The sequence below is a fragment of the Citrobacter sedlakii NBRC 105722 genome (assembly GCF_000759835.1).
Lineage (GTDB): Bacteria > Pseudomonadota > Gammaproteobacteria > Enterobacterales > Enterobacteriaceae > Citrobacter_A > Citrobacter_A sedlakii.
Genome location: NZ_BBNB01000017.1, coordinates 102,982 through 125,395, shown reverse-complemented (window position 1 = coordinate 125,395; position 22,414 = coordinate 102,982). Strand labels below are relative to the sequence as shown.

The following is a 22,414-nucleotide window of genomic DNA, read 5'->3' as shown; positions in this document are numbered from 1 at the left end:
CACGTATATTACGTTTTCCTCATTCAGAGTCAAGCGATTATTTTCGCTTTTCTCTGTCGGCGTTCATCTCTGAACCCCGCTGACCCGGCGGCTTGCGTGCCGTTGTTCCGTGTCAGTGGTGGCGCATTATAGGGAGTTATTTCGGGCTGACAAGAGGAAATTTAAAATAATTTTTCGACTGCCTGATATTTACCCAAATTGGCGTTAAACCGACAGTTTTTCAAGCGACTCAAAGCCATAACGCTGTAAAACGGGTAAAAGTTGTTCAGTCTCTGCTGTCAGCGCCATGCAATAAGCAACATTCGCGTCCGTCGATTTCGCATCCGGCGCTTCATGCTCCAGTAGCCAGGCAGTGCGCCGTGCAATCGCCGCACCGGAGTCCACCAGCCGCGTCCCTTCCGGCAAAACGCGCAGGAGTTCTTCTTTTAGTAATGGGAAGTGCGTACAGCCGAGCACTACCGTGTCGGGAGGCTCTGGCATACGCAGCCAGGGACGCAGGATCCGCTGCAGTTCCTCCAGCGGAACAGGCTCACCGTGCAGTTTCGCTTCAGCCAGTTCCACCAGCTCAGCAGAACCCAGCATCGCGATCTGGCATTCATTAGCAAAACGCGCGATCAGCTCATGGGTATAGGGCCGTTTTACGGTACCGCGCGTCGCCAGCAGCCCCACAATGCCATTGGCCGTTAAGCGCGCCGCCGGTTTAATGGCCGGAACGACCCCCACCACGGGAAAAGCAAATTTCTCACGCAGCGCGGGAAGCGAGACGGTACTGGCCGTATTGCAGGCAATCACCGCCAGAGAAAGGGGATAGCGCTGCTGAACGGCGGTCACTATCTCGACGACGCGCTCAACAATAAACTCTTCGCTTTTCTCTCCATAAGGAAAAGCGACGTTATCGAAAGCGTATATATAGTGGAGATCCGGCAGGAGGCGCCGAATCTCGTCATAGACCGACAACCCACCGACACCGGAATCAAATACCAGCACGGTGGGGCGTGGATCAGAAGGTGTAGCTGCCAGACAAGGTGTATTCCCGTCCTGCAGTTTGGTAGCCATAAACTGTCTCGTAATCTTTATCGAACAGGTTGGCTATTTTACCACGAACTGTGAGGTGTGAGGTGACAGGATATGAAAGTCCGATATCCCACACGCTCAGCCCGCCCATTTTTATCTTACGGGAATTATCGTAATCATAATCATAGCGCTCGCCAATGTATTGGTACGTCACATCCCATCCCAGGTCATACACCTCGCCGCTCAGCTCATACTTCACCTGCTGTTTTGCACGCCGGTAGAGCCGCTGATCGGTTTCATCATCGCGCGGGTCAACATATTGTAACGTTAAGCGATGATCGACCGGCCCCGTCGTGATATTACCTGTCCACTCCAGGCCTTTAATGGTCGCGGACTTCACGTTGAAGTAGGTGTTATTGTTGTAATCGATCAGGTTCTGGATTTTGTAATGATAGGTCGACAAACGCCAGTCCAGCGGTCCGGTCACCCCCTCTAATCCGGCTTCCCACTGTTTAGACTCTTCCGGTTTCAGATTCGGGTTGGACGCGATGCCAAAGCGCTCAGCGCCAAACTGCTGACCAAGCGAAGGCGCGAGGAAACCCGTACCGTAGGAAAGCGTCACTTTATAGTTGTCGACAAACTGCCAGCCGGCTGCCGTTTGCCAGGTGCCGTGCCAGCCAAACTGATCGTCATGATCTTCACGACCCGAGGCTTCCAGGGTCACGCTGTCGATCTGCTGCTGCCCGGTCAGGTAAAGCCCGGTGTTATCGCGCTTGTAGTTGTCGGTTCCGGAAGCGCCAAAGGACATCAGTTTTTCCTGCTTCCAGTCAACCCCCGCGCTGACCGCGCCATGACCGACGATCACGTTATTGCCCCACTGGATATAGCGCTGTTCCATATCATCCAGGGTGTATCCCGTAGCGTAGCGCCCGGTCTGACTGCTGTAGTTGTAGTCCTTAATGCGCTGGTAGTTGGCCACCAGTTGTGACGAGTAGATCCCGGAATTGAAACGCAGCCCGGTATCCCATGACTGGGTGTAATTCTGATGCTCATCATTTCCGCCGTCGTATCCCCAGTTGCCCTGGTCATAATCGGCATTGCTGGCATAGCCGTAGCCGCGGAAGTAGCCATCAAAATTATCGTTAAATTTATGTTCGACGCCGCCCCAGAACAGTTTGTTACGGTAACCGTCGCGATCGCCGTCGCCGCTATAGCTGGAGCGCGGCTGCACGTCGAAGCCTTTGGTGGACTGGTAAGCACCCGCTGCCGTCAACACCGTATCACCGAAACGCTGACGCCATGTGCCGTCATACTGTTGGTAACTGTTCGAACCGACGCCCGCGTTAATTTGCGCGCGCTCATCACCCGCCATGGTGATGATATTTACCACGCCGCCAATCGCCCCTGAGCCATATATCGCCGAGCGCGGTCCCCGAATATATTCAATGCGCTGAACCAGCGAGACCGGAATTTGATCGATATCGGAGTTATTGGTAATTCCCGGACGCGCCACCGGAATGCCGTCCACCAATACCAGCACATGTTTCGCTTCAGTGCCGCGTACAAACAGGGAGGAACTCTGTCCCATACCGCCGTTCTGCGCGACGTCCACGCCCGGCAGACGGCGCATAACATCCAGAACGGTGCGGGACTGCCAGCGGTCGATATCTTCACGAGTGACGATATCCGTAGGGGCCAGGACAGTGTTGACGGGTTGTTGAAAACGATTTGCCGTGACGACGAGCGTATCAGGCGTGGCATCCTGTGCCCAACCAGAAAAGGCCGTGACGGAGAGCGCCGTCAGCAGCGATATGTTTTTAATCATTATAAAGCATCCATAAATAGAAGAAGGATGCCGCAGGTCCCACCGATAGTACGCGATGATGAAGACCAGTTGCGACGTCAGCCGGCAGGTCTTCGGGCTTGGAAGGTAATCCTTTATCCGGATAACAGAAATGAAGACTTCCCACCCACAGGCAGTGTCTGCTTACGCTCTCATTTCACCTTTCCTTACCGCTGCGCGTCAGCTCCAGATTCACACTGGATTCCCTTTTAACTCACAGGACCGGCACACGGATGCTACAGTCTGTAACAACATACTGTCCAGACCGATTGTTAAATATGAGAAGTCATCAATGTCTGGACATCTGTTGAGCAATCCCTACAATCCCCGCGTACTTTTATTTTTCAGGATGCATCATGACCCCCGAACACCTTCCGACAGAACAGTATGACGCGCAGCTCGCCGAAAAAGTGGTGCGCTTGCAGAGTATGATGGCGCCTTTTTCTGGCCTGGTTCCGGAAGTGTTCCGCTCCCCGGTCAGTCACTATCGTATGCGTGCTGAATTCCGCATCTGGCACGATGGCGATGATTTGTATCACATCATCTTCGATCAACAGACCAAAAGCCGGATTCGCGTAGACAGCTTTCCGGCGGCAAGCGAACTGATCAACCAGTTGATGACCGCGATGATCGACGGCGTGCGCACGAATCCTACCCTGCGCCATAAGCTGTTCCAGATTGACTATCTCACCACCATGAGCAATCAGGCAGTGGTGTCGCTGCTGTACCATAAAAAGCTGGACGATGCGTGGCGACAGGAAGCGGAAGCGCTGCGTGATGCCCTGCGCGCGCAAAATCTGAACGTGCATCTGATTGGCCGGGCGACCAAAACCAAAATCGCGCTGGATCAGGATTACATTGACGAGCGCCTGCCAGTGGCGGGCAAAGAGATGATCTACCGTCAGGTTGAAAACAGTTTCACCCAGCCAAACGCAGCGATGAATATTCAGATGCTGGAATGGGCGCTGGATGTCACGACAGGTTCGAAAGGCGATTTGCTGGAACTGTACTGCGGCAACGGTAACTTTTCCTTAGCGCTGGCGCGTAACTTTGAGCGCGTACTGGCGACCGAGATCGCCAAACCGTCCGTCGCCGCGGCGCAATTCAACATTGCGGCGAACCAGATCGAGAACGTGCAGATTATCCGCATGGCGGCAGAGGAATTTACCCAGGCGATGAACGGCGTTCGCGAGTTTACTCGTTTGAAGGGTATTGATCTGAAGAGCTATCAGTGCGAAACCATCTTTGTCGATCCACCGCGCAGCGGGCTGGACAGCGAAACCGAAAAAATGGTGCAGGCGTATCCGCGTATTTTATACATCTCCTGTAACCCGGAGACGCTGTGCAAAAATCTGGAAACGTTAAGCCAGACGCACAAAGTTGAACGTCTGGCGTTGTTCGACCAGTTCCCCTATACGCACCATATGGAGTGCGGCGTGTTACTCACCGCCAGGTAAAACAGACGCCGGATAAAGCAATAATGCCCCCATCCGGCCTGTCTTACTCTTCCGCGATGTCCTGCTTGCGGTTACGCATTTTCACGCCAATCCAGAATACCAGAATCACCGACAGCACCGCCGGGAAGAAATTGGAGCCGATATCCGGATACTCCGCGCGCACGACGGTACTGTACAGCAGCACGCCAAGAATAAAACAGGCCGCAGCCAGACCCGGCAACCCCACAGGCATGGTGCAATTTTGATAGCGCTGGTGCAGGCAATACACCGTCAGCACCAGAGAAATAATCGGGAAAACAGAAAACGGCACGATGGCGCTAAACAGCGCCGCGAACGTGCCATTGATCGACAAACCGGCGATCAGCGCCAGCAGCAGCGTACCTTTATCCTGAACTGACTGTTTCATTACTCTTCCTTCACGTTACCCGGAATGAGGGTCATCTTCTCTTGTTCACGGCGATACCAGTAATACGCTCCTTTCGCAATCATGCGCAGTTGCAATACCAGCCGCTCTTCTAATTGTCGGCGTTGTTCAGCGCCCACATCCAGCGCCTCGGCGCCCGCACTGAAGACGATCGTCACCATGGCTTCGGCTTGCGCTTCAGTAAACGCGCGAGGCATATGGTTTTCGAGTTCCAGATAGTCCGCAAGTTCCGCGATAAAATGCTGAATTTCTCGCGCAACGGCGGCACGAAATGCGGCGGAAGTGCCGGAGCGTTCACGCAATAATAAACGGAAGGCGTTAGGGTTGTTACCGATGAACTCCATAAATGTAGAGACCGAGGTGCGGATCACACTCCCGCCCTTGGCGATGCGCTGACGCGCCTGCCGCATGAGCTGTCGCAGCATCAGCCCGCTTTCATCGACCATGGTCAGCCCAAGTTCATCCACATCACGGAAATGGCGATAAAACGATGTGGGCGCGATACCTGCTTCACGCGCAACCTCGCGCAAGCTGAGGCTGGCGAAGCTACGCTCCGCGCTCAATTGACTGAATGCGGCCTCTACCAGCGAACGCCGGGTTTTTTCTTTTTGTTGCGCTCTAACGCCCATCACGATGTCTGAATCCTTCCATATGCCTTGTCTGGCACTATACCAGAGTTCAAAGTTAATCTGTTTGTTCAGCTTTGTGAATGATTGTTTACGCGCGGTTTGTGCTCCGGCTTCGCAAAAGAGCACAACGATAATTGGGTTATCAACGCAATGATGTTACTATTCTGTTGCTTTTATGTATAAGAACAGGTAAGCCACACCATGCCACATTCCTACGATTACGATGCCATAGTAATAGGTTCAGGCCCCGGCGGCGAAGGCGCTGCAATGGGACTGGTTAAGCAAGGAGCCCGCGTCGCGGTTATCGAACGTTATCATAACGTTGGCGGCGGTTGCACCCACTGGGGCACCATCCCGTCGAAAGCCCTCCGCCACGCCGTCAGCCGTATCATTGAATTCAATCAGAACCCCTTATATAGCGATCACTCCCGCCTGCTTCGTTCCTCTTTCGCCGACATTCTCAACCATGCCGATAACGTGATTAATCAGCAAACGCGTATGCGGCAGGGTTTTTACGAGCGTAACCACTGCGAAATATTGCAGGGTAATGCGCATTTTGTGGATGAACACACCCTGGCGCTGGAGTGTCATGACGGCACGGTTGAAACCCTGACCGCAGAGAAGTTCATTATCGCCTGCGGTTCTCGTCCGTATCATCCAACAGACGTCGACTTCTCCCATCCGCGCATTTATGACAGCGACTCCATTCTCAATCTGCACCATGAACCTCGCCATGTGATTATTTATGGCGCGGGGGTGATTGGCTGCGAATATGCGTCGATCTTCCGCGGTATGGACGTCAAAGTTGATCTGATCAACACCCGGGATCGCCTGCTGGCGTTTCTCGATCAGGAGATGTCAGACTCCCTCTCTTACCATTTCTGGAACAGCGGCGTTGTGATTCGTCACAATGAAGAATACGAGAAGATCGAAGGCTGCGATGACGGGGTGATTATGCACCTCAAGTCCGGCAAGAAGCTGAAAGCCGACTGCCTGTTGTACGCCAATGGCCGTACCGGCAACACTGACTCTCTGGCGCTACAGAATATTGGCCTCGAAACGGACAGCCGGGGACAACTTAAGGTCAACAGCATGTACCAGACCGCGCTGCCGCACGTCTATGCGGTAGGCGATGTGATTGGTTATCCAAGTCTGGCCTCCGCGGCTTACGATCAGGGACGCATCGCCGCCCAGGCGCTGGTTAAGGGGGAAGCGACCGCGCATCTGATCGAAGATATCCCCACCGGCATTTACACCATTCCCGAAATCAGCTCCGTAGGGAAAACCGAACAGCAGTTGACGTCGATGAAGGTGCCTTACGAGGTGGGTCGCGCCCAGTTTAAACATCTGGCGCGCGCGCAAATCGTCGGCATGAACGTCGGCACGCTGAAGATTCTGTTTCATCGGGAAACAAAAGAAATTCTGGGGATCCACTGCTTTGGCGAGCGCGCAGCCGAGATTATTCACATCGGCCAGGCGATTATGGAGCAAAAAGGTGGCGGTAACACGATTGAATACTTCGTTAACACCACCTTTAACTACCCGACAATGGCGGAAGCCTATCGGGTAGCGGCGTTAAATGGCTTAAACCGCCTTTTTTAACGCGTTGTCAAAATGGCCATCCATCGCGCCGCGGATGGCCTCTGCCAGTTGCTCATAGCGACTGCGCAGCGGGGAGCCCGGGCGGTATACCAGTCCCACCGTACGACGCGGCTCCGGCTTAATACACGGCAAATAGACAACGCCGTCGCGCTTGCGCTCTTGCGGTACCGCCAGTGCAGGCAATAAGGTAATTCCGCTGCCTGCCGCCACCATATTACGCAACGTTTCCAGGCTGGTCGCGCGGAAATGGGTATCTTCGTCGGCGCCCGCTTCAAAGCAGAAGCCCATCGCCTGATCGCGCAGACAGTGGCCATCTTCCAGCATCAGCAGTTTCTCACCCGCCAGATCTGACATCGGTACGCAATCACGGTTCGCCCACGGGTGATCTTCGTAAATGGCCAGCAGCATCGGCTCGTCGAACAGCGGCACTTCAATAAACGCTTCACTCTCTTTCACCAGCGCCAGGATCACGCAGTCCAGCTTGCCGCTGTCCAGTTGCGCCAGCAGTTGATGGGTTTGCGCTTCATGCAGATACATTTCCAGCTTCGGGAACGTCTGGTGCAGCATCGGAATAATATGCGGCAACAGGTAAGGACCCACGGTTGGGATCAAACCAATGTGCAGGGGGCCAGACATGGTTTCACCCTGCTGGCTTGCCATCTCCTTGAGCACTTTGACCTCACGCAGCACGGTGCGCGCCTGGTCCACCAGTAGCAAACCTGCCTGCGTAAACAGCACCTTACGACTCGTCCGCTCCAGCAGCATCACGCCCAGCTCATCTTCCAGCTTGCGGATCTGCCCGCTCAGCGTTGGCTGACTGACATGACAGGAATCAGCCGCCCGCCGGAAGTGGCGGTGTTCGGCTAATGCCACCAGATATTCAAGATCGCGAATATTCATTATTCATCCTCCATCGCCACGATAGTTCATGGCGATAGGTAGCATAGCAACGAACGATTATCCCTATCAAGCTTTCTGATTAATAATACATCACAGAAACGGAGCGGTATCGTTTAACCCTTGAAGCCACTGCCCGTTCTGAGAGTTTCTCTCAACCCGAATAACTAAAGCCAACGTGAACTTTTGCGGACCCCGTGGTCCGCATTTTTTTTGCGTAAAAAAGCCCGGCGCAAGGCCAGGCTTAAACGTGTTGCCGGATAAATCCGGCACATGACCCCCTACGCCAGACGCGCCTTCGCGTAGCTAATGGCCTGCGCCACCTGCTGCGGAGAAACGCCGCCCTTCGCCGCACGTTTATCCAGGCATGACTGTAACGACAGGACAGGATAGACATCATCGCCAATCGCGCTGCTGAATTTCTGCAGCTCCGCCAACGGCAGATCCTCCAGCGGTTTCCCCTGACGAATCGCCTCAACCACTGTTTCACCCACGATATGGTGCGCTTCACGGAACGGAACGCCTTTCGCCACCAGGTAATCCGCCAGCTCAGTGGCGTTAGCATACCCCTGCTGCGCCGCATCCTGGCAGCGCGGACGTTTCACCTGAATGCCATCCAGCACCAGCGCCGCCATATGCAGGCAGTCCAGCCAGGTGTCGAGCGCGTCAAACAGGCCCTCTTTGTCTTCCTGCATGTCTTTGTTATACGCCAGCGGCAGGCCTTTCAGCGTCATCATCAAGCCCGTCAGCGCCCCCTGCACGCGGCCGCATTTACCGCGGATCAGCTCCAGCGCGTCCGGATTTTTCTTCTGCGGCATCAGGGAAGAGCCGGACGTCACGCGATCGGACAACTCAACGAAGCCCGCCTCGCCGGTGTTAAAGAAAATCAGGTCCTCCGCGAACCGTGAAAGATGCACCATACCGATGGAGGCGTTGGACAGCAGCTCCAGCACGTGGTCACGGTCGGACACGCTGTCCAGGCTGTTACGCGTCGCCGAGGTAAAGCCCAGCCAGCCTGCCAGCTGTTCACGATCGATCTCATAGGCTGTCCCGGCCAGCGCGCCGCAGCCCAGCGGGCTGACGTCCAGACGTTTCAGGGCATCCTGCAGACGGCTTTCGTCCCGCGCCAACATCTCGACATACGCCAGGCACCAGTGAGCAAACGTCACCGGCTGCGCACGCTGCAAGTGGGTATAACCCGGCATAACGGCATCCTGATTATGGTCTGCCGTCTCCACCAACGCACGCTGCAGCTGGCGGTTGGCGGTGAGCAGTTCGCTCACGGTGTCTTTACACCACAATTTCAAATCCGTGGCGACCTGATCGTTACGGCTGCGTCCGGTGTGCAGCTTTTTACCTAACTGCCCCACTTTATCGATCAGTTTACCTTCTACCCAACTGTGGATATCTTCCGCGTCGCTTTCCAGGATCTGCTGCGGGTTCGCGCGAACGTCTTCCAGCAAAATGGTCAGCGCGTCTTCAAGCTGACGCTGCTCGTCAGCGGTTAACACGCCGACGGTGACCAGCGCTTTGGACCAGGCGACAGAACCCACAATATCCTGCTCCGCCAGGCGGTAGTCGAAGCGCAACGAGTCGTTGAACTGTTTAAACCGCTGATCTGCTGCCTGAGTAAAACGCCCACCCCAAAGTGCCATACCATGCTTCCTTAATATCTTTGAATGTCATTGCCCGGCGACGCTGCGCTTACCGGGCCTACAAAACCGTAAATCGATTACGCCAGAATACGCGTTCCAATCGGCGTACCGTTAAACAGCGCCGGGAGTTGCTCCGCATGACGCCAGGAGGCGATATCCACCGGGCGGCCGAGCGTACGGGCCGCATCCAGCGCGGCGTTCACTTTAACGATCATGCCGTCGGTGATAATGCCCTGATCTATCAGTTGTTCCGCTTTCGCGGCGGTCATTTCGGCAATACGCTGGCCTTTACCATCCAGAATACCGCTCACATCCGAGAGCAGGATCAGATCCGCTCCCAGCGTTGCCGCCAGCGCGGTCGCTGCCTGGTCGGCGTTAACGTTCATCAGTTGTCCGTCTTCCGTCACGCCAATCGAACTCACTACCGGCAGAAAACCGCCCGCCAACAGGGTGTTGATCAACGCCGGCGATCCCGGCTGCGCCAGTCCAACATGACCTAATTCTTCATCCAGTTGAGTGACGTTGACGCTGTCGCCATCACCCAGATAAAGCCCGACGGCAGCGATATGATGCTTCTTCGCCCACGCCAGCAGGGTTTTGTTCGCCGTGCCCGCCAGCGCGCCGGTAATGATGTCAATCTGGTCGGCAGGCGTCACGCGCAGGCCGTTTTTCTTTTTGACCGGCAGGTTCAGTCCTTTCATCAGTTCGTCGACCACACAGCCGCCGCCGTGAACAATCACCAGCGGGCGTTGATGTGATTCACGATAGTTAACCAGCGCGGTAAACAGACGCTCCAGCGCCTCTTCGCTATCCAGTAATACACCGCCCAGCTTGATAATTAATGGATTCATCATTGCACCCTTAAATAAGAGACTGCGCTTCAGCGAAGCCGAAACGAATATTGGCACACTGCACTGCCTGCGCAGCCGCACCTTTCAACAAGTTATCTTCGGTGGCCACCAGGATCAAATGCTCGTCCTGTACGGCAAAACCGATATCACAGAATGGTAAACCAACCACATTCTTCAGCGCCGGGACGCCTTTGTCATACAGGCGCACCAGGGGCTTATCGCGATACGCCTGCTGCAAGGTCTGGGCAACGTGCGCCTGCGTCACGCCCGGCTTCAGGCGGCAGGTGATGGTTTCAAGGATCCCGCGTGGGAAGTTGCCCAGATGCGGCGTGAAGATCACGTCTGCCCCCAAATGGGTGGCGATTTCCGGCTGGTGACGATGGGTAAACACCCCGTACGGCTGTAAGCTCACTTCGCAGAAACTGTTAGATAGGGCTGCTTTACGCCCTGCGCCGCTCACGCCGCTGGTGGCATTGATCACCGGCCATTGCGTCAGATCCAGCAGTTCGTCATCGATCAACGGCTTCAGCGACAGTTGCGCCGCCGTCGGGTAGCAGCCCGGCACGGCAATCAGGTTCGCTTCTTTTAACGCTTCCGCGTTCCATTCCGCCAGACCATAAACCGCGGTTGCCAGCAGCTCAGGGTATTGATGGGTAAAGCCATAATATTTTTCATAGAACCCGGCGTCATTCACCCGAAACGCGCCGGAAAGGTCGAAGACCACGCAACCGGCGGCAAGAAACTGCGGCGCCAGGTCATGGCTGACTTCGTGGGCGGTGGCTAAAAACACCACGTCCACGCCGTCGGTAAACGCGCTGATGTCGGACATCGGCTGCAAAGGCAGATCGACAATGCCTTTAAGCCACGGATGCAAATCGGAAATTAACTTTCCTGCATCATTGCTTTGCGCTGAGACGGTCAAAGCGGTTATGGTCATATGAGGGTGGCGATTTACGTAGCTTACAAGCTCTGCGCCCGCATAACCGCTAGCGCCTACAATCAGCGTATTCAACATCGGGTTCCTTTATGCTCAACGTTAATGTATTTTTATTCACATTTATTGCATGAATATTGATACTATCACGACCTAAGGTGTGTCAACAATGAAAATGAACTTACCGCCATTTATCGAGATTTACCGCGCCCTGATTGCCACGCCGTCCATCAGCGCCACCGAAGAAGCGCTGGACCAGAGCAACGCGACTTTAATCAATCTGCTGGCGGGGTGGTTCAGCGATCTTGGCTTTAAGGTGGAGGTTCAACCGGTTCCGGGAACCCGAAACAAATTCAATCTGCTCGCCAGCGCCGGACAGGGCGCGGGCGGTCTGCTGCTAACGGGCCACACCGATACCGTGCCGTTTGACGACGGGCGCTGGACGCGCGACCCCTTCACGCTCACCGAGCACGACAACAAGCTCTACGGTCTGGGAACCGCGGACATGAAGGGCTTCTTCGCGTTTATTCTCGACGCCCTGCGTGACGTCGACGTGACGACGCTGAAAAAACCGCTGTACATTCTGGCGACTGCCGATGAAGAAACCAGCATGGCGGGCGCGCGCTATTTTTCTGAAAATACATCGATTCGCCCGGACTGCGCCATCATCGGCGAGCCAACGTCACTGCAACCGATTCGTGCCCATAAGGGCCATATCTCCACGGCGGTGCGGGTGCTCGGTCAGTCCGGTCACTCCAGCGATCCGGCGCGCGGCGTGAACGCCATTGAGCTGATGCATGACGCGATAGGCCGCATCATACAACTGCGCGACTCGCTAAAAGAACGCTACCACTATGACGCGTTCACCGTACCGTATCCGACACTGAACCTCGGCAGCCTGCACGGCGGCGACGCCTCGAACCGCATCTGCGCCTGCTGTGAGCTGCACATGGATATCCGTCCCTTGCCGGGCATGACGCTGAGCGATCTTGACGGCCTACTGAACGAAGCGCTGGCTCCGGTGAGTGAACGTTGGCCGGGTCGCCTGACGGTGGCGGAACTGCATCCGCCTATTCCGGGCTACGAATGTCCCCCGGATCACCAGTTGGTTGAAGTGGTGGAAAAACTGCTCGGCGAAAAAACCGACGTGGTGAACTACTGCACCGAAGCGCCATTTATTCAAACGCTGTGTCCGACGCTGGTCCTCGGTCCGGGTTCTATTAATCAGGCCCATCAGCCGGATGAATATCTGGAGACGCGTTTTATTAAACCGACCCGGGAATTAATCACTCAGGTCGTGCATCACTTTTGCTGGCATTAAATGTTCATCGCCGCGTTAACACTTTTGAGTTAATCGCGGCGTTTATTTTACATTTTCATAAGTAATGCTTATTTGATCCACGAGGAATTAACTTTCGTAAATTGGCCGCGATTTATCGGTTTGCTGAACCGATTTCGCAGCAATTGACGACAGGGGTTTTACGTGGCTTTATAAAAGACGACGAAGAACAATGTCCAACATATTTCGTGGTGTAGCAAGGCGGCAAACAAGCACATCCAGGGGACTGACATAAGCCGGTAACCTCGGGTGTCGAGCGCCGCTACGACGCGAAAAGCGCAGGACAATTACAACAGAGATGGGGTGTCTGGGTTAATATGAACGAACAATATTCCGCGTTGCGTAGTAATGTCAGTATGCTCGGCAAAGTGCTGGGAGAAACCATCAAGGATGCGCTGGGAGAGAACATTCTTGATCGCGTAGAAACAATCCGTAAGCTGTCTAAATCTTCACGCGCTGGCAATGAGGCAAACCGCCAGGAGTTGCTCACCACGTTACAGAATTTGTCGAACGATGAGCTGCTGCCCGTTGCCCGCGCGTTCAGCCAGTTCCTCAATCTGGCCAATACCGCCGAGCAATACCACAGCATTTCGCCGAAAGGCGAAGCCGCCAGCAACCCGGAAGTGATTGCCCGCACCCTGCGTAAACTCAAAAATCAGCCGGATCTTAACGAAGCGACCATCAAAAAAGCGGTGGAATCCCTGTCGCTTGAACTGGTGCTAACCGCCCACCCGACGGAAATTACCCGCCGCACGCTGATCCACAAAATGGTGGAAGTTAACGCCTGCTTAAAACAGCTCGACAACAAGGACATCGTCGATTACGAACGTCACCAGCTGATGCGCCGTCTACGCCAACTGATCGCCCAGTCCTGGCATACCGATGAAATTCGTAAGCTGCGCCCCAGCCCGGTAGACGAAGCAAAATGGGGCTTCGCGGTGGTGGAGAACAGTCTCTGGCAGGGTGTTCCTAACTACCTGCGCGAGCTAAACGAACAGCTTGAAGAGAATCTGGGCTACCAGTTGCCGGTTGATTTCGTGCCCGTGCGATTCACCTCGTGGATGGGCGGCGACCGTGACGGTAACCCGAATGTTACCGCCGACATTACCCGCCATGTCCTGCTACTGAGCCGCTGGAAGGCCACTGACCTGTTCCTGAAAGATATTCAGGTTCTGGTCTCAGAATTGTCGATGGTTGACGCCACGCCGGAACTGTTAGCGATGGTGGGTGAAGAAGGCGCCTCGGAGCCTTATCGCTATCTGATGAAAAATCTGCGCGCCCGCCTGATGGCGACACAGGCCTGGCTGGAGGCACGCCTGAAAGGCGAAAAGCTACCGAAACCGGCGGGTTTGCTGACGCAAAACGAACAGCTTTGGGAACCGCTTTACGCCTGCTATCAGTCCTTACAGGCTTGCGGTATGGGGATTATCGCCAACGGCGAACTGCTCGATACCCTGCGCCGCGTGAAATGTTTCGGCGTACCGCTGGTGCGTATTGATATCCGTCAGGAAAGCACTCGCCACACCGAAGCGCTGGGTGAACTAACCCGCTATCTCGGCATCGGCGACTATGAAAGCTGGTCAGAAGCGGACAAACAGGCGTTCCTGATCCGCGAACTGAATTCCAAGCGTCCATTGCTGCCGCATCACTGGGAGCCAAGCAACGACACCCGTGAAGTGCTCGACACCTGTAAAGTCATCGCTGAAGCGCCGAAAGGGTCTATTGCCGCCTACGTGATTTCCATGGCGAAAACGCCGTCTGACGTGCTGGCGGTACACCTGCTGCTGAAAGAAGCGGGCATTGGTTTCGCCATGCCGGTTGCCCCGCTGTTTGAAACCCTCGACGACCTGAACAACGCCGACGATGTCATGACCCAACTGCTGAACATCGACTGGTATCGCGGTTTGATCCAGGGCAAGCAGATGGTGATGATCGGCTATTCCGACTCGGCGAAAGACGCCGGAGTCATGGCGGCGTCCTGGGCACAGTATCAGGCACAGGATGCGCTCATCAAAACCTGTGAGAAAGCGGGTATCGAACTGACGCTGTTCCACGGTCGCGGCGGCTCGATTGGTCGCGGCGGCGCGCCAGCTCACGCCGCATTGCTGTCGCAGCCGCCAGGCAGCCTGAAAGGCGGTTTGCGCGTGACCGAACAGGGCGAAATGATCCGCTTTAAATACGGTTTGCCGGAAGTGACCGTCAGCAGCCTGTCGCTGTACACCAGCGCCATCCTGGAAGCGAATCTGCTGCCGCCGCCGGAACCGAAAGACGGCTGGCGTCATATCATGGACGAGCTGTCGGTGATCTCCTGCGATCTGTACCGGGGCTATGTGCGTGAAAACAAAGACTTCGTGCCTTACTTCCGCTCTGCAACGCCGGAACAGGAACTGGGCAAACTGCCGCTCGGTTCACGTCCGGCGAAACGCCGTCCGACCGGCGGCGTGGAATCACTGCGCGCCATTCCGTGGATCTTCGCCTGGACACAAAACCGTCTGATGCTGCCCGCCTGGCTGGGCGCCGGTACCGCGCTGCAAAAAGTGGTTGAAGATGGTAAGCAAAGCGAACTGGAAGCCATGTGCCGCGACTGGCCGTTCTTCTCCACCCGTCTCGGCATGCTGGAAATGGTGTTCGCAAAAGCGGATTTGTGGCTGGCGGAATATTACGATCAGCGTCTGGTGTCGAAAGAACTGTGGCCGCTGGGTAAAGAGCTGCGTGACCTGCTGCAAGAAGACATCAAGGTGGTGCTGGATATCGCGAACGATTCACATCTGATGGCCGATCTGCCGTGGATTGCCGAATCTATCCAGTTGCGTAATATCTACACCGACCCGCTAAACGTCCTGCAGGCAGAGTTACTGCACCGCTCGCGTCTGACGGAAGAACAGGGTAAAGAGCCGGATCCGCGCGTTGAGCAGGCGCTGATGGTGACCATCGCTGGGGTGGCGGCTGGTATGCGTAACACCGGCTAACGTTCCTTCTCTCGTCACCCTCGTGCGATGGCGCGAGGGTGATCTGAAATATAACTGTCATAAATACTTCGTTTTAAATATATTCCTGTCTGTTTTTTCCACCGTAAGAATTTTCAGGCGCTCCCTTCCCCCTTCGGGCGGGGAGCGCTTCAGAATTTCTTAAGGTTTTGTCGTTACGTTTTGCATCACGTTTAAAGACAGGCTATTCACATGCATTCCACAAAACTCCCGTCTCCCTCTGCGTTTAGCGGAAAAGCGCTGGGCTGGGCGCTTCTCTATTTTTGGTTTTTTTCAACTTTACTTCAGGCAACCATTTTTATCAGCGGCTACAGCGGCACTAACGGGCTGCGGGACTCTCTGCTGTTCAGTTCCCTGTGGCTGATTCCGGTGATCCTGTTTCCGAACCGCATCCGCGTCATTGCGGCGGTCATCGGCATTATCCTGTGGGCAACGTCACTGGCCGCGCTCAGTTATTACGTCATTTACGGCCAGGAGTTCTCGCAAAGCGTCCTGTTCGTCATGTTTGAAAGCAACGCCAATGAAGCCAGCGAGTATCTGGCACAGTATTTCAGTCTGAAACTTGTGCTTATCGCACTGGCCTATACGGCGGTCGCGATCTTCCTGTGGACGCGTCTGCGCCCGGTTTATATTCCTTCGCCGTGGCGCTATCTGGTGTCATTTGCCCTGCTTTACGGGCTGATCCTGCATCCGATGGCGGTGAATACGTTTATCAAGCACAAGCCGTTTGAGAAGACGCTGGACAGCCTGGCGTCACGCATGGAGCCCGCCGCGCCGTGGCAGTTTATCTCGGGCTATTATCAGTACCAGCGCCAGCTTTCTTCGCTGAATAACCTGCTCAGTGAAAACCACGCTCTGCCGCCGCTGGCGAATTTCAAAGACAGCAGCGGCGACGCGCCGCGCACGCTGGTACTGGTCATTGGCGAATCCACTCAACGTGGTCGCATGAGCCTGTACGGCTATCCGCGAGAAACCACGCCGCAACTGGACGCGCTTCGTAAGACTGACCCGAATCTGACCGTCTTCAATAATGTGGTGACCTCGCGCCCCTACACGATTGAGATTCTTCAGCAGGCGCTGACCTTCGCTAATGAGAAGCATCCGGACCTGTATCTGACCAAACCGTCGCTGATGAACATGATGAAACAGGCGGGATATAAGACCTTCTGGATCACTAATCAGCAGACGATGACCGCGCGTAATACCATGCTGACGGTGTTCTCTAAACAGACTGATAAGCAGTTCTATATGAACCAGCAGCGCACGCAGAGCGCGCGTGAATATGACACCAATGTGCTTGCGCCGTTTAAAGAAGTCATGGCCGACCCGGCGCCGAAAAAATTCATCATCGTCCATTTGCTGGGAACACACATAAAGTACAAATTCCGCTATCCCGAAAACGAGGGGAAATTTGATGGAAATACCGACCACGTCCCGCCAGGTCTGAGCGAAGAGGAGCTGGAGTCGTACAACGATTACGACAACGCCAACCTGTACAACGACAAGGTGGTGGCGAGTCTGATCCGCGATTATAAAGCGACCGACCCGAACGGCTTCCTGCTCTATTTTTCCGATCACGGTGAAGAAGTGTACGACACGCCGCCGCACAAAACGCAGGGACGCAACGAAGACAATCCGACGCGCCATATGTATACCGTACCGTTCCTGCTGTGGACGTCGGAAAAATGGCAGGCGGCGCATCCGCGCGACTTCTCGCAGGACGTAGACAGGAAGTACAGCAGTTCTGAACTGATCCACACCTGGTCGGACTTAGCAGGTTTAAGCTACGACGGTTTCGATCCTACTCGCTCTGTCGTCAACCCGCAGTTTAAAGAGATCACGCGCTGGATTGGCAATCCGTACAAGAAAAAAGCGTTGATTGATTACGACACCCTGCCGTATGGCGATCGCCCCGGCAATCAGTAACCCACGGCAGTGCCGAATGGCGGCAGCCCCCTTACCCGGTCTACAAATGTAGGCCGGGCAAACGACGCGCATCCGGCAATAATCACTTGAGACCATCGGTTTTCAACGATACTGTTTCCCTGTCTGCGCTCTGCAAGGGATCAACATGTTTCAAGACGTCAGCCATCTTCTTTCCCGCCTGATTAATGGCCCCGCTCCGCTGCGCCAGATTTACTTTGCTGGTACCAGCGCGCCTTCACCGGAACTGGCCTATCAGGTGGATTTTCCTCGGCTGGAGATCGTACTGGAAGGCGAACTGACCGACGCCAGCGTTGGCGATACGCTGACAGACTGCGACGCGCTCTACGTTCCGGCGAGCGGCTGGAACCTCCCACGCTGGCAGGCGCCGACAACGACGCTCAGTATTCTGTTTGGCAAACAGCAGCTAGGCTTCAGCGTTGTGCAATGGGACGGAACAACCTTTCAGAACCTGACGAAGCAGCACGTTGCGCGACGCGGCCCACGCATCGGCTCTTTCCTGCTACAAACGCTTAATGAAATGGAGATGCAGCCGCAGGAGCAGCAAACCGCGCGGTTAATTGTCGCCAGCCTGCTTAGCCACTGCCGCGACCTGCTCGGCAGCCAGATTCAGACCTCATCCCGGAGCCAGGCGCTGTTTGAAGCCATTCGCGATTATATCGACGAGCATTACGCCTCGCCGCTCACCCGTGAGTCAGTGGCCCAGGCGTTTTATATTTCGCCTAACTATCTCTCGCACCTGTTTCAAAAAACAGGCGCTGTCGGCTTTAACGAATACCTTAATCACACACGGCTGGAACACGCGAAAACGTTACTGAAGGGCTACGATCTGAAAGTAAAAGAGGTGGCTCACACCTGTGGATTTGTGGACAGCAATTACTTTTGCCGCCTGTTTCGTAAAAATACGGAACGCTCGCCGTCTGAGTACCGTCGCCAGTACCACAGTCAATTGACGGAAAAGCAGGCTAGTTCAGAATAAAATGGGTTTGCTGCGGGGCGGAAAGCAGTTTACGTACCACGCTGATTACCCGCTGCGGTTCGCGCAAAAAAGCGCTGATCCCCGACTGCACGTAACGGCTATGAATAAAACGCTCCGCGCCAGCCAGCTCGATGTCGGTAATCAACAGAACGGCGTCGGCCCGGCTGATATCCTCTTCCGTTAACCGGTTTTCTATCCCCAGCGCGCCCTGCGTTTCAATTTTAATGCTCCACTTTTCCTGCTGACAGAGCTTCTCCAGACGTTCTGCCGCCATGTAAGTATGCGCCACGCCGCTGACGCACGCGGTCACCGCAACCAGATAGCGTCCCGTTGAGCTGGACATATTAACCTCCTGTGGTCACCTCAAAACCAGCTCTCTCGGCCATGGCGCGGTAAATCGCCACGGTTTCTGCCGTCGGGGCCGGAATATCCTTCATCGCCCACGCCTGCCCGAGCAGGCGATATTTCGGTTCACCATATAAATGAAACGGTAACAGGTGAACGTGTTTTATACCAAGCGATAACAGCAGGCTCAGCGCGTGCTGCATATTCCCGGGCGTGAGGGTATAACCCGGGATCAGCGGCAGACGCGGAATGACATGAACACCTTCCGCCACCAGCAGTCGCAGATTCGCCAGCACCCGCGGCTGGTTCATGTTTACGATATCGCGCGCCTGCTCCGACGACATGATTTTTAAATCAAAGAGCACCTCATCGCAGGCTTTCGCCAGCGGCAGAAGACGACTGGCAGGCGCATCACCCGCGGTTTCAATCGCGCAGCGCACGCCCCAGCGCCGCAGGCGGTGCAGGAAGCGGGTTGCGAAGGGAGCCTGCATCAAGACCTCGCCGCCGGAGAGGGTCACGCCGCCACCGGACGTGCGAAAGAAAATGTCGTCTTTCATGACTTCACCCTCCAGCTCATCCAGCGTGATATCACGCCCAATTCGCTCAAACGCCCCGGAAGGACACTCGTCAGCATCCCGCAGACACGGCGCGCAATGCAGGCATTTGCTTTCCCGCCGCACGGTTTCGATACGCGGCGAAATAGATTCAGGATTGGCGCACCACGGACAGGTATGTGGGCAGCCTTTAAAAAAGACTACCGTGCGTATCCCCTGTCCGTCATTCAGCGAGTAACGCTGAATATTGAAGATGCGCGCAACGTCTTCGCTACGCGGATCCAGCACCTCACAACTGATGCGCGGTGCGCCGAATGATGTCATCCTGGATCTCCTTCGACAGCTCAACAAAGAAGGCGCTGTAGCCCGCCACGCGAACCACCAGACCAGCAAAATCCTGAGGACGTTGTTGCGCTTCGCGCAGCGTTTCGGCGTTCACGACGTTAAACTGGATATGCTGCAGCTTCAAATGGGTAAATGCACGCAGGAAATCGGCCAACTTGCGCAGGCCCGCTTCGCCTTCGAGGGTCGCTGGCGTAAACTTCACGTTCAGCAACGTGCCATTAGAAAGCAGCATGTTGTCGAGTTTACTGACTGATTTCAGCACCGCCGTCGGCCCTTGCATATCCTGCCCAAGCATGGGCGACAGCCCCCCGTCCGCCAACTGTTCTCCGGCGAAGCGACCGTCTGGCGTCGCTCCAACTACCGCGCCCAGCGGCACATGCGCGGAAACGGTATAAGAGCCAGGCGTAAACTGGCCGCCGCGCGGGTTCTGATATTTTTCGACTTCTTTGCAGTAATGACGCAACAGTTCAGCGCTAATGTTATCGACATCATCAATGTCGTTACCGTATTTTTCGAAGCGGTTGATCAGCCGGGCGCGGATTTTTTCCCCTTCCGGCGTCGCAAAATTGGCTTTCAGCACTGCGAGCAGTTCATCGAAACTCAGGCGCTGCTGCTCAAACACCAGCCCGTTCAGGGCATGCAAAGAGTCGCTCAGGTTGGCGATGCCAATTCCCTGAACGCCCGAGAAGTTATAGCGCGCACCGCCGTCGGTAATATCGCGGCCCTTCTCCAGGCAGTCGCTAATAAACGATGAAAGCAGCGGCACCGGCGCCCAGTCGCGATGGCCGATATCGCAAATATTGCTGCCTTCCACCATCAGAGTGATGTAGTGGCTGATTTTAGCGCGAATATGCGCCAGCAGGCTTTCATAGCTGAGTTCGTTATTGCCTTCGTTTTCAAACAGGCTGATTTCCATAACTTTCAGCAGGTTAAACATGGCGATGTCATGCAGACCATAGGTTCGTCCCGGTATCGACAGCTCCACGCAGCCTACCACGGCATAATCTCGCGCATCTTCCAGCGACACGCCGCGATTCAGAAAAGCCGGTACCACCACTTCATCATTGAAAATTTGTGGAATACCGGTGCCGAGACGAATGGTCTCCGCCGTTTTCATCAGGAATGGCGTATCGATTAACGCATTGGTGCGCACGCCGAGGTTTGGCTGCGGCAATTGAACGCTCTGGTAGGCATCAAGACACAGGAAAGAGAGGATGTTTACCGCGCTGCGTCCGTTTTCGGTTAATCCGCCAAGCAACGCAGTGTAACCCGTTGGGAAACCGGCGAAATAGCGGGCGCTGCTGGTCGAGCGCAACAACACGATGTCGTTGCACTTTACCCACAGGGACTCGAGCAACTCTTTCAGAAACGCAGGATCGTCTCCCTGCGTCAGCGATGCCTGATAAAACGGCAGCATATACTGGTCGAAACGCCCAAGCGACAGCGAACTGGCGTTAGACTCATATTGCAAAATGATGTTCATGTACCAGAACAACTGACACGCCTGCCAGAAGGTCTGTGGTTTATGCGCGGCGTTATGCCGCGAATTTGCCGCGATGGTGAGTAATTCCTGACGACGCGTCTCGTCTGCGCAACCTTCTGCCATCTCCTCCGCCAGCGCGGCATAGCGCAGAATATGACGCTGCGCCGCCTCCAGCAGCAACAGCGCGGCCTGATAAAAGTGATTATCCGGCGCCCGCTGACAGTGCGCGCGCATTTGCGCCACCAGTTCACCCAGCCCGTTATTCAGCAAGCGCGGATAATCAATGATAATGTGCCCCTGCCCTTTATCCGTCTGGTTGACGCTAAAAATCTGCGTGCTGACGGCGGCTTTGACCTCATCAGTCATCTGACCGTTGATGAAGTCCTTCATCGAACGCTTCTCCCAGTACGGGTACAGCGTTTCGCGATAAAGGCGTTTGTCCTCATCGCTGATATCAAAACGGTCCTGCGGTCGCGTCGGAAACTGATCGAGTTCCTTGAGCAACCAGTACGGATCCATTTCCGGAGACATAATGCCTGCGCGCGGTTTAACGGTACGGTTTCCGGCAATCAATTCTTCATCACGAATCGAAATGGCAACATGTTCAAGAATATACGCTGTCGCTTTAGCACGGCGCAGAATAACCGGCTCGCCTTCGGTTTGCTGGTGGCTGGCGGTGTAAAGCAGCGCACGTTCCAGCGAGATTTCCCGGTTGTTCTGGAACAGCGCGCTTTTCAGGCGTTGGATACGGTCTGTCATAAGGAACTCCCTGAAGCCTGACCATCAGGCTCTTAAATCCAAAAACGGTTACGCGGTTTGCGCCAGATGCGCGTCAATCTTATTCATGATGGCGTCGGCACGTTTAACCGCATCGCTGATGTTGACGCGCACGATGGTCTTCCCGGCAAAACGCTCTTCAAACTTAATGCCGATATCTTTGGTCAGGATCACCATATCCGCGCTCGCCACGTCGTCTGGCGTCAGTTCGTTTTCCAGGCCAATCGAACCCTGGGTCTCCACTTTCACTTCCCACCCCTTGGCTTTCGCAGCGCTTTCCAGCGCTTCGGCTGCCATATAGGTATGCGCAACGCCAGAAGGGCATGCGGTCACGACAATAATTTTCGTCATGGTT

18 protein-coding genes and 1 riboswitch are annotated in these 22,414 nt (G+C 55.2%); of the genes, 6 read left to right on the top strand and 12 right to left on the bottom strand.

The features are described from left to right. Positions 1-204: 204 nt before the first annotated feature. Both murI and btuB read right to left on the bottom strand, forming a co-directional pair. Positions 205-1,056, bottom strand: coding sequence for a glutamate racemase (murI, locus tag CSE01S_RS20750; protein WP_042292674.1), 852 nt, complete (start codon positions 1,054-1,056; stop codon positions 205-207). Then, positions 1,001-2,839 (bottom strand): TonB-dependent vitamin B12 receptor BtuB, encoded by a 1,839-nt coding sequence (gene btuB / locus CSE01S_RS20745; protein ID WP_042292671.1) that lies wholly within the window; start codon positions 2,837-2,839, stop codon positions 1,001-1,003. The genes murI and btuB overlap by 56 nt, the downstream gene beginning before the upstream one ends. 66 nt (positions 2,840-2,905) lie before the next feature. Next, positions 2,906-3,099, bottom strand: a riboswitch (cobalamin riboswitch). A 114-nt stretch (positions 3,100-3,213) separates the two neighbouring features. On the opposite strand from btuB, the gene trmA reads away from it, so the two are divergent. Next, positions 3,214-4,314, top strand: a complete 1,101-nt coding sequence (trmA, locus tag CSE01S_RS20740; protein ID WP_042292668.1) for a tRNA (uridine(54)-C5)-methyltransferase TrmA — start codon at positions 3,214-3,216, stop codon at positions 4,312-4,314. 43 nt (positions 4,315-4,357) lie between these two features. Here trmA and CSE01S_RS20735 read toward each other — a convergent pair whose 3' ends face one another. Next, on the bottom strand, positions 4,358-4,720 hold the full coding sequence (locus CSE01S_RS20735) for a YijD family membrane protein (RefSeq protein ID WP_042292663.1): 363 nt from the start codon (positions 4,718-4,720) through the stop codon (positions 4,358-4,360). Then, on the bottom strand, positions 4,720-5,370 hold the full coding sequence (gene fabR, locus CSE01S_RS20730; RefSeq protein ID WP_060571020.1) for an HTH-type transcriptional repressor FabR: 651 nt from the start codon (positions 5,368-5,370) through the stop codon (positions 4,720-4,722). Before fabR ends, CSE01S_RS20735 begins: the two co-directional genes overlap by 1 nt. 198 nt (positions 5,371-5,568) lie before the next feature. Here fabR and sthA point away from each other — a divergent pair, with 198 nt between their 5' ends. After that, positions 5,569-6,969 (top strand): Si-specific NAD(P)(+) transhydrogenase, encoded by a 1,401-nt coding sequence (gene sthA / locus CSE01S_RS20725; protein ID WP_042292659.1) that lies wholly within the window; start codon positions 5,569-5,571, stop codon positions 6,967-6,969. Here the strand turns inward: sthA and oxyR are convergent. From oxyR to argC, 4 genes are all read right to left on the bottom strand, one after another. Next, the gene (gene oxyR / locus CSE01S_RS20720) at positions 6,952-7,869 is read right to left on the bottom strand and encodes a DNA-binding transcriptional regulator OxyR (RefSeq protein ID WP_042292657.1); all 918 of its coding nucleotides are present in this window, start codon (positions 7,867-7,869) and stop codon (positions 6,952-6,954) included. The genes sthA and oxyR overlap by 18 nt on opposite strands. Positions 7,870-8,147: 278 nt before the next feature. Next, a complete protein-coding gene (gene argH, locus CSE01S_RS20715; RefSeq protein ID WP_042292653.1) occupies positions 8,148-9,521 on the bottom strand; it encodes an argininosuccinate lyase in 1,374 nt (457 codons plus the stop codon). A gap of 77 nt (positions 9,522-9,598) precedes the next feature. Then, complete coding sequence (gene argB, locus CSE01S_RS20710; RefSeq protein ID WP_120714924.1) at positions 9,599-10,375, bottom strand: acetylglutamate kinase; 777 nt, start codon at positions 10,373-10,375, stop codon at positions 9,599-9,601. A gap of 7 nt (positions 10,376-10,382) precedes the next feature. Continuing rightward, a complete protein-coding gene (argC, locus tag CSE01S_RS20705) occupies positions 10,383-11,387 on the bottom strand; it encodes an N-acetyl-gamma-glutamyl-phosphate reductase (protein ID WP_042292648.1) in 1,005 nt (334 codons plus the stop codon). 88 nt (positions 11,388-11,475) lie between these two features. Between argC and argE the strand changes: the two genes are divergently transcribed. The 4 genes from argE (at position 11,476) to CSE01S_RS20685 (ending at position 18,555) form a co-directional block, all read left to right on the top strand. Next, entirely contained in the window at positions 11,476-12,627 is a 1,152-nt protein-coding gene (gene argE, locus CSE01S_RS20700; RefSeq protein ID WP_042292646.1) for an acetylornithine deacetylase, read from the top strand. Between the two features lie 335 nt (positions 12,628-12,962). Further along, the gene (ppc, locus tag CSE01S_RS20695) at positions 12,963-15,614 is read left to right on the top strand and encodes a phosphoenolpyruvate carboxylase (RefSeq protein ID WP_042292644.1); all 2,652 of its coding nucleotides are present in this window, start codon (positions 12,963-12,965) and stop codon (positions 15,612-15,614) included. Positions 15,615-15,824: 210 nt separating this feature from the next. Beyond that, positions 15,825-17,558: a phosphoethanolamine transferase CptA gene (locus CSE01S_RS20690; RefSeq protein WP_042292642.1), complete on the top strand. Its 1,734-nt coding sequence runs from the start codon at positions 15,825-15,827 to the stop codon at positions 17,556-17,558. Positions 17,559-17,703: 145 nt separating this feature from the next. Then, on the top strand, positions 17,704-18,555 hold the full coding sequence (locus tag CSE01S_RS20685; RefSeq protein WP_042292639.1) for a helix-turn-helix transcriptional regulator: 852 nt from the start codon (positions 17,704-17,706) through the stop codon (positions 18,553-18,555). Here the strand turns inward: CSE01S_RS20685 and CSE01S_RS20680 are convergent. The 4 genes from CSE01S_RS20680 to CSE01S_RS20665 are packed head-to-tail and all read right to left on the bottom strand — an operon-like array spanning position 18,542 to position 22,410. After that, a complete protein-coding gene (locus CSE01S_RS20680) occupies positions 18,542-18,898 on the bottom strand; it encodes a PTS fructose-like transporter subunit IIB (protein WP_042292636.1) in 357 nt (118 codons plus the stop codon). The genes CSE01S_RS20685 and CSE01S_RS20680 overlap by 14 nt on opposite strands. A gap of 1 nt (position 18,899) precedes the next feature. Beyond that, positions 18,900-19,778: a [formate-C-acetyltransferase]-activating enzyme gene (locus CSE01S_RS20675; RefSeq protein WP_042292635.1), complete on the bottom strand. Its 879-nt coding sequence runs from the start codon at positions 19,776-19,778 to the stop codon at positions 18,900-18,902. Beyond that, positions 19,744-22,041 carry a formate C-acetyltransferase gene (locus tag CSE01S_RS20670; RefSeq protein WP_042292633.1) on the bottom strand — a complete coding sequence of 766 codons (2,298 nt, stop codon included), beginning with the start codon at positions 22,039-22,041 and terminating at the stop codon, positions 19,744-19,746. The genes CSE01S_RS20675 and CSE01S_RS20670 overlap by 35 nt, the downstream gene beginning before the upstream one ends. Positions 22,042-22,089: 48 nt before the next feature. After that, on the bottom strand, positions 22,090-22,410 hold the full coding sequence (locus CSE01S_RS20665; protein ID WP_042292631.1) for a PTS fructose-like transporter subunit IIB: 321 nt from the start codon (positions 22,408-22,410) through the stop codon (positions 22,090-22,092). Between the last annotated feature and the right edge of the window lie 4 nt (positions 22,411-22,414).